Origin of the sequence: Peribacillus sp. AS_2 (assembly GCF_026891895.1) — a bacterium.
Classification (GTDB): Bacteria; Bacillota; Bacilli; order Bacillales; family DSM-1321; genus Peribacillus; species Peribacillus frigoritolerans.
The window spans coordinates 550865-557894 of the sequence record NZ_JAPTGA010000002.1 but is presented as its reverse complement, the minus strand read 5'-3'; the positions used below and the strand labels follow the sequence as shown (position 1 = coordinate 557894).

The 7030-nt window shown below is 41.6% G+C and carries 8 protein-coding genes; 7 read left to right on the top strand and 1 reads right to left on the bottom strand.

Translation table 11 applies throughout. From position 1 onward, the window contains the following. Positions 1 to 25 precede the first annotated feature (25 nt). Positions 26 to 589: a GNAT family N-acetyltransferase gene (locus OTG27_RS05500; protein ID WP_268936422.1), complete on the bottom strand. Its 564-nt coding sequence runs from the start codon at positions 587 to 589 to the stop codon at positions 26 to 28. 139 nt (positions 590 to 728) lie between these two features. Between OTG27_RS05500 and spoIIM the strand changes: the two genes are divergently transcribed. The 7 genes from spoIIM to OTG27_RS05465 all read left to right on the top strand — a co-directional run bounded on the left by spoIIM (position 729) and on the right by OTG27_RS05465 (position 6921). Then, positions 729 to 1376: a stage II sporulation protein M gene (gene spoIIM / locus OTG27_RS05495; RefSeq protein ID WP_057278761.1), complete on the top strand. Its 648-nt coding sequence runs from the start codon at positions 729 to 731 to the stop codon at positions 1374 to 1376. Between the two features lie 119 nt (positions 1377 to 1495). Further along, on the top strand, positions 1496 to 1945 hold the full coding sequence (gene fur / locus OTG27_RS05490) for a ferric iron uptake transcriptional regulator (RefSeq protein ID WP_034311309.1): 450 nt from the start codon (positions 1496 to 1498) through the stop codon (positions 1943 to 1945). A 166-nt stretch (positions 1946 to 2111) separates the two neighbouring features. After that, positions 2112 to 2339, top strand: a complete 228-nt coding sequence (locus tag OTG27_RS05485; RefSeq protein WP_034308153.1) for a YqzK family protein — start codon at positions 2112 to 2114, stop codon at positions 2337 to 2339. A 5-nt stretch (positions 2340 to 2344) separates the two neighbouring features. After that, entirely contained in the window at positions 2345 to 3238 is an 894-nt protein-coding gene (gene xerD, locus OTG27_RS05480) for a site-specific tyrosine recombinase XerD (RefSeq protein ID WP_268936421.1), read from the top strand. A 296-nt stretch (positions 3239 to 3534) separates the two neighbouring features. Next, positions 3535 to 4737, top strand: a complete 1203-nt coding sequence (gene deoB / locus OTG27_RS05475; protein WP_063575716.1) for a phosphopentomutase — start codon at positions 3535 to 3537, stop codon at positions 4735 to 4737. After that, a complete protein-coding gene (locus OTG27_RS05470; RefSeq protein WP_268936420.1) occupies positions 4738 to 5550 on the top strand; it encodes a purine-nucleoside phosphorylase in 813 nt (270 codons plus the stop codon). A 66-nt stretch (positions 5551 to 5616) separates the two neighbouring features. Further along, positions 5617 to 6921, top strand: a complete 1305-nt coding sequence (locus OTG27_RS05465) for a pyrimidine-nucleoside phosphorylase (RefSeq protein WP_057278759.1) — start codon at positions 5617 to 5619, stop codon at positions 6919 to 6921. Positions 6922 to 7030: the final 109 nt, after the last annotated feature.

The window sequence follows — 7030 nt, the reverse complement described above, 5'->3', positions numbered from 1 at the left end:
ACAGATGAGATCTGTCAGGACTTTTTTAATTTGTTGTTTTTGCATAAATGGAGGTGTCCCGCACTTCCATGCCGTCTGCACTAAGGCAGTCATTACGCAAAATTCCTTCAAGGGTGAACCCCAGCTTCTCGGGAATCCGTTTGCTGGCAATATTATTAGGGTCACAGCGGATTTCGACCCGTTTTGCACCGTAATGGTAAAAGGCGAATTTAGTTAACTTTTCCACTGTCTCCGTTATGTAGCCCAGTTTACTGAATCTCGTATCAATCCAATAGCCAATTTCGAATTTAGGAATATCCCAGTTGATTCGGTGCAGACCAGTGGAGCCGATGAATTGATCGTCTTCTTTCCTATAAATATGGAGTCTGATATCCTCTTTTAAAATAAAGTCCGCAAAGGCCTTAAGGACGTTCTGTTCAGAAGTTTCCAAAGAAACATCTTGATGGGCAAACTGCAGCCACTGTTTCAATTCAGGTTTAGAATGGACAATGGCTTCGTAAAGGTCCAGGCCATCGCCAGGCTGACAAGGTCTTAGATATAATCGAGGGGTTTCAATTCTTTCGGGAAAATCCATTAATATAGCTTTCATATCCTGCCTCCATCTCATTAATGTGGAAAATTATAACATAAATTAGGTTCACTGTGTGCGGCTGAAGGGGAAAGTTTTCTTAGCATAAATGAAAGAGTAAAAACATAGATTCTAGTAAGCGGAGTTGGGAGGATGAAAGATGAAAAAAAAATCTGTCGTACAAAATGCCGTAATGAAACATATTAACGAACATTCCTCATTATATGTCTTTATCACTGTGCTTTTTTTGATGGGTGTCATTTTTGGGGCAATATTGGTGAATAGTTTGAGCTTTACCCAAAAGGAAGACTTGTTCTATTATTTATCGCAATTTTTCGGACAAGTATCCAAAGGTGAATTTGCATCTTCGCATGATATGTTCAGCCAAAGTATTATGCATAATATAAAATATATCGGGGTCATCTGGATTCTCGGAATATCGGTCATCGGTTTGCCTGTCATCCTGGTTTTGTTATTTATAAAAGGGATGGTCGTTGGATTCACGGTCGGCTTTTTAGTCAATCAAATGGGATGGAGCGGGTTCTTATTATCGTTTGTCGCCATTCTGCCCCAAAATATATTCATCGTCCCGATATTCATCGTAATAACCGTCCTTGCCGTTTCACTATCCATGAAAATGATCAGCCGGATTTTCCTTAAGCAAATTCGTGAGCCGCTGAAGCCGATAATTTCACGGTATATTTTCTCATTGGTTTTGTCAGGGTTATTCTTGATTACGGCTGCTGCATTTGAAGCGTACCTATCCCCTTCTTTAATGAAAAATGTCGTAAGTTTATTGGGTCATTGATGGAAATATACCGTTCCCGCAAATTTTTTTATCATTAACAAGAAATCTATTTTGACAGTTTTCCCTCTTTTGATATAATGGATAAGATAGCGGCGCGGGAGGGAATATTAGGTATGGAAATAGAAAACAGAATTGATAGGATAAAAAAGCAGTTACACTCGTCCAGCTACAAATTAACGCCTCAGCGAGAAGCGACCGTCCGCGTTTTACTTGAGCATGAAGAGGATCATTTAAGCGCAGAAGACGTTTACCTCCTTGTCAAAGAAAAGTCGCCGGAAATTGGATTGGCAACAGTTTACCGTACGCTAGAGTTGCTGACTGAATTGAAAATAGTAGATAAAATTAACTTTGGAGACGGGGTTTCCCGTTATGATTTAAGACAAGAAGGAGCTGCGCATTTCCATCATCATCTTGTTTGTGTGGAATGTGGTGCGGTAGATGAAATCCAGGAAGACCTACTTGAAGACGTAGAAGACATTGTGGAACGCGACTGGAACTTCAAGATAAAAGACCATAGATTAACCTTTCATGGCATTTGTCATCGATGTCATGACAAAGAAGAAAATTAAGGTGAATGAAGACGGACCTTTTCCATTTAATGGAGAAGGTTTTCTGCATTTTAATAGCTGGTTTTCTCAAGTAAGAGCTGTTTTTGTTTTCTCCTTTCCGAAATACGTATAAAACTTGTCCTGTTGGGCATAGATTGATACAAAGGGTCGAATGGGAGGGGAAAGGATGAAAACATCATTATCGCTTATTTTGCACACGGCTAAAGTGATGATTCTCTTTGTTAGCTTCACTGTTCTTTTTTATATAGGAATGGTATGGTTAAATCAGGAATATCAAAGTTATCATCGTTATGATGAACCGAAAGGCATGGCTGTAAAAGTATCGAAGGCTGTTGATACGGGTGATGATGCATGGCTTGAACGCCTAATGTTGTTTTATTTAAACGGGGAGTAATGAATATGGAGAATCAAATTAGGGATTTCATTCATTTTTTAACCATTGAAAAAGGACTTGCCAAGAATACGCTCGTCTCGTATGAGCGTGACTTAAGATCATATTGGAGCTTTCTGAAAGATGTTGAAACCATTGAAGATTGGAATGATTCGAGGCGGGTGAACATCCTGCATTTTCTCGTGCAGTTAAAGGATCAAGGGAAGTCATCGAAGACGGTGGCGCGTCATATAGCTTCCATTCGGTCTTTTCATCAATTTCTTTTAAGGGAAAGAGTAACAAATCAGGATCCGTCCATACATATAGAAACGCCAAAACCGGAACGAAGCCTTCCAAAGGTATTAAGCATGGAAGAGGTTGAAGCACTATTGGAAGCCCCGAAGAAAATGGATGAATTCGGCTTACGCGATAAGGCAATGCTCGAACTGATGTATGCGACGGGTATGCGTGTCAGTGAGTTGATATCCATGGATGTGAGTGATGTACATGCATCGATGGGTTTTGTCCGTTGTGTAGGGAAAGGAAATAAAGAGAGGATCATTCCGATTGGACAAACTGCATTGAGTGCGATTGAACATTATTTGGAAAGTTCCCGGGGGAAAATGGCCAGCCCCAAACACAGGACAGATTCACTTTTTTTGAATCATCATGGAAACAGGCTGACAAGGCAGGGATTTTGGAAGATTCTAAAAAAACTTGTAAAATCAGCACAAATTGAAAAAGAAATTACACCACATACACTGAGACATTCTTTCGCGACACATCTATTGATGAATGGGGCTGATTTACGTGCCGTCCAAGAAATGCTTGGTCATGCGGATATTTCGACAACTCAAATTTATACACATATTACGAACGTACGGATCAAGGATGTCTATTCAAAATTCCATCCGCGAGCTTAAAGGATTAATAGAATGATAGAAAGGTTGTGAATTTAACTGCAAGGCAGTTGAAGGAGCAGCCTTTTCTGTGTCGGCGAGACGGCTATAAGGGATGCTGATGATTCTGACGCACATCTTATGGCACTTTGTTTCATTCCGAAATATATTATTTGTCTCCATCATGGTAATCGTTTACAATGTAGAGAGGTCAGACTTCTGACGTTCTTGCGATTTCATTTAAATGAAGAGTAACTGAGCAGAATAAGGGTATTATAGAGAGTATAAAAAGTGATTTACTATTTTAGGAGGAATGACTCATGAAAGGGAATTCAGCATTTAAACGAATATTTGTAATAGTTATGGATTCAGTTGGGATTGGCGAAGCACCTGATGCAGATTTATTCGGCGATAAAGGTGCGGATACACTCGGTCATATCGCAGAAAAAATGAACGGATTGAACATGCCGACTCTCGCAAAATTGGGTTTAGGCAATATCCGTGAAATCAAGGGAATTGAAAAAGCTCAGCAACCTCTCGCATACTATACGAAAATGAAGGAAGCCTCTACGGGAAAAGATACGATGACTGGACATTGGGAAATCATGGGATTGAATATATCGACTCCATTCCGTGTATTTCCAGATGGTTTCCCGGAATTATTAGTCAATGAACTCGAGGCGAAAATGGGTCGGGGAATTATTGGGAATGTCCCGGCAAGCGGCACGGAAATCATTGAGAGGCTTGGCGAGGAACATATGAAAACGGGTGCGCTGATTGTATATACATCAGCTGATTCCGTATTACAGATTGCTGCACATGAAGATATCGTCCCGATAGACGAATTATACAAGATTTGTGAAATTGCCCGTGAAGTGACAATGGCTGATGAGTTCAAGGTTGGACGCGTTATTGCCAGACCGTTCACTGGTGAACCAGGCAACTTCAAAAGAACGCCTAACCGTCATGATTATGCATTGAAACCGTTCGATCGGACAGTAATGGATGAATTGAAAGATTCTGGATATGATGTCCTTGCAATAGGGAAGATCTCGGATATCTTTGATGGGGAAGGTGTCACTGAATCATTAAGGACCGTATCCAATATGGATGGAATGGATAAATTAATCCAAACGGTAGAACAGGATTTCAAAGGGTTAAGTTTCCTTAATCTAGTCGACTTCGATGCTTTATACGGTCACCGCCGCGACCCAGAGGGATACGGAAAGGCATTGGAAGAATTCGATGCCCGGATGCCTGAAGTCCTTGATAAACTGAAAGAGGATGATTTATTGATCATCACTGCCGATCACGGGAATGATCCGGTCCATGAAGGAACTGATCACACACGTGAATATGTACCATTGTTAGTCTATTCCAAACGATTTACAGAAGGTGCCGAACTCCCGATAAGAGATACATTTGCAGATATTGGGGCGACGGTCGCTGCTAATTTTGATGTGAAAATGCCTGCCTTCGGAAAAAGTATATTGGGCGATCTAAATTTAGGGGAGAATAAATAGATGTTTAATAAAATAGAGACAGCTGCATCATTCATAAAAAGTAAAATTGAAGGCTCTCCGGAGATAGGACTGATTCTTGGTTCCGGACTTGGAGTATTGGCGGATGAAATTGAAAATCCGATAACGATTCCTTACCACGAAATCCCGGAATTCCCAGTATCGACTGTTGAAGGACACGCTGGACAGCTTGTCATTGGACAATTAAGTGGCAAAAAGGTTGTCGCGATGCAAGGACGTTTCCACTTTTATGAGGGTTACTCCATGGAGAAGGTCACTTTCCCTGTCCGTGTAATGAAACTTCTTGGTGTTGAACAGTTAATCGTAACGAATGCTGCCGGAAGCGTTAATGAAAGCTATCAACCAGGTGACTTGATGCTCATTACGGATCATATTAATTTAATGGGGGTAAACCCATTGATTGGTCCTAATGAAGAGCGTTTCGGCCCTAGATTCCCTGATATGTCGGAAGCTTATACTAAAGACCTTCGGGCGCAAGCAAAAAAAATAGCAGCTTCACTAGGATTGGATATTAAAGAAGGTGTCTATATCGGTAATACAGGACCGACCTATGAGACACCGGCAGAAGTGAAAATGGCAAGGATCCTTGGCGGGGATGCAGTTGGTATGTCGACAGTCCCGGAAGTTATCGTAGCAAGGCATAGCGGAATGAAGGTGCTCGGAATCTCATGCCTTACCAATATGGCCGCGGGCATTCTGGATCAGCCTTTGTCACATGAAGAGGTAATTGAAACGACTGAAAAAGTGAAAAGCAGTTTTCTTGAATTTGTTAAGCAAATCGTTAAAGACATATAAAACAAACCAAAAAAATACAAGTACACCTAAAGAAAATCGGTGTCTTTAAAAAGTGGGGATTCCAATATGAGAATGGTAGACTTAATCGAGAAAAAGCGTGATGGAAAGGCTCTTACTACAGAAGAAATACAGTTCATCATCAATGGGTTTACCGATGGATCGATTCCGGATTACCAAATGAGCGCTTGGTCAATGGCTGTTTATTTTAAAGGCATGAACGAGCAGGAACGTGCTGATCTAACCATGGCAATGGTCGAATCGGGAGATCAAATAGATTTATCGATGATTGAAGGAATTAAGGTCGATAAACATTCAACAGGCGGTGTGGGTGATACCACAACTCTAGTGCTTGGACCATTGGTTGCTGCTGTTGGTGTTCCAGTGGCAAAGATGTCAGGACGCGGTCTTGGCCATACAGGCGGGACGATCGATAAGTTGGAGTCTGTAAAAGGATTTCATGTCGAAATAGAAAATGACGAGTTCATCCGACTTGTCAATAAAAATAAGATAGCTGTCATTGGGCAAAGCGGTAACCTGACTCCGGCCGACAAAAAGTTATATGCATTGCGCGATGTTACGGGTACCGTTAACAGTATCGGTTTGATTGCTGGCTCGATCATGAGTAAGAAAATCGCCGCTGGTGCTGATGCAATCGTACTTGATGTTAAAACGGGAGCGGGCGCTTTCATGAAAACTCTCGAAGATTCCGAAGAATTGGCGCATGCAATGGTAAGCATCGGAAACAATGTGGGACGAAACACGATGGCTGTCATTTCCGATATGAGCCAACCGTTGGGTTACGCAATCGGAAATGCTTTAGAAGTGAAAGAAGCCATCGATACGCTTAAAGGAGAGGGACCAGAAGATTTAACGGAACTTTCTTTAACACTGGGAAGCCATATGGTATACCTTGCCAAAAAGGCAAACTCGCTGGAAGAAGCAAGAACCTTGCTGGAAAATGCGATCAAGGATGGTTCTGCACTTAACTCATTCAAGATTTTCCTGGAAGCGCAGGGAGGCGATGGTTCGGTTGTAGATCAGCCGGAAAAACTACCGCAGGCTGCTCATACTTTCGAGCTGGAAGCGAAAGAGGACGGATATGTATCGGAAATCATCGCTGATGAAGTAGGAACGGCAGCCATGCTGTTAGGCGCCGGGCGGGCGACAAAAGAATCAGAGATTGATTTGGCCGTCGGACTGGTACTTCGTAAAAAAATCGGGGAAACCGTGGCAAAAGGTGAATCACTTGTGACGATTTACAGCAATTTCGAAGATGTTTCAAAGGTGAAAGAAAAATTGTATGAAAGCATTGCGATTTCAAAAGAGAAAATAGAAAAACCTACATTGATCTATAAAGAGATCATGGAATAAACATTTCCCAAAAAAGGCCGCGCTTTTGAGCGGCCTTTTTACGTTTATCCCATTGAATTATTAAAAGAGGATGCCCATGCGCATCCTCTTTTAATTTGGTTCACTTTGT